Source organism: Bradyrhizobium sp. NAS80.1, from assembly GCF_001908205.1.
Classification (GTDB): Bacteria; Pseudomonadota; Alphaproteobacteria; order Rhizobiales; family Xanthobacteraceae; genus Bradyrhizobium.
Genome location: NZ_LGHL01000472.1, coordinates 1 through 995 on the forward strand (window position 1 = coordinate 1; position 995 = coordinate 995).

The window sequence follows — 995 nt, forward strand, 5'->3', positions numbered from 1 at the left end:
CGGCGGCGACGCGGCGCTCCACAACGCAGGCGACGCTGCCGTCGGCGGACCACGCGGCAGAGATCGCGCGTTTGCAGCGAGAGAACGAGCGGCTGCGCATGGAGCGCGACATTTTAAAAAAGTCGATCGCGATCTTTGCTGGAACACGGACATGAGATTCCGCTTCATCGAAGATCGCCGCGCCGATTATCCAGTGACGCTCCTGTGCGACGTGCTCGGTGTCTCGCCGGCCGGCTATTATGCCTGGCGCTCGCGCCCGGAGAGCCGGCGAACTGCTGCCAATCGTGACCTCGTCGACGACATCAGGCGGGTCCACCGCGACACCCGCGGGCGCTATGGCAGCCCGCGTATCCATGTCGAGTTGAAGGCTCAGGGCCGCGGGGCGAGCCGTGGTCGCATCGAGCGGTTGATGCGACGTCACGGCATCAGGGCCATCATGGCGCGGCCACGCCGGGTGCGGACCACCGACAGCCGCCACGACCTGCCGGTCGCCCCGAACCTGCTCGACCGCAACTTCATCGCCACTGCTCCGAACCAGATCTGGCTGGCCGATATCAGCTACATCGAGACCGATCAGGGCTGGCTCTATCTGGCCGCCATCATGGATCTGTACAGCCGCAGGATTGTCGGCTGGGCGATGGCGGATCATTTGCGCGCCGGCCTGCCCTTGGCGGCCTTGCGGATGGCGATCTCGGCGCAGCGGCCAGGTGCCGGCCTGATCCACCATTCCGATCGCGGCGTTCAATATGCCTCGGCGGATTACCGCAAGCTGATGCATTTCCGCCGGCCTCAGGGCGTCGATGAGCCGCAAGGGCGACTGCTATGACAATGCTCCGATGGAGAGCTTCTTTCACACGCTCAAGACGGAGCTCGTCCACAACAGGCACTATGCAACACGGGCAGAAGCCACACGGGATATCTTTGCCTATATCGAAGGCTTCTACAATCGAACTCGTCGTCACTCCGCCATCGGCTTTATCAGCCCGATCGAGATG

Annotated in this window: 1 pseudogene; it reads left to right on the forward strand. The window is 63.6% G+C overall.

What is annotated here, in order from left to right:
- A pseudogene (locus AC629_RS44305) lies at positions 1-995 on the forward strand (IS3 family transposase); the annotation flags it as partial.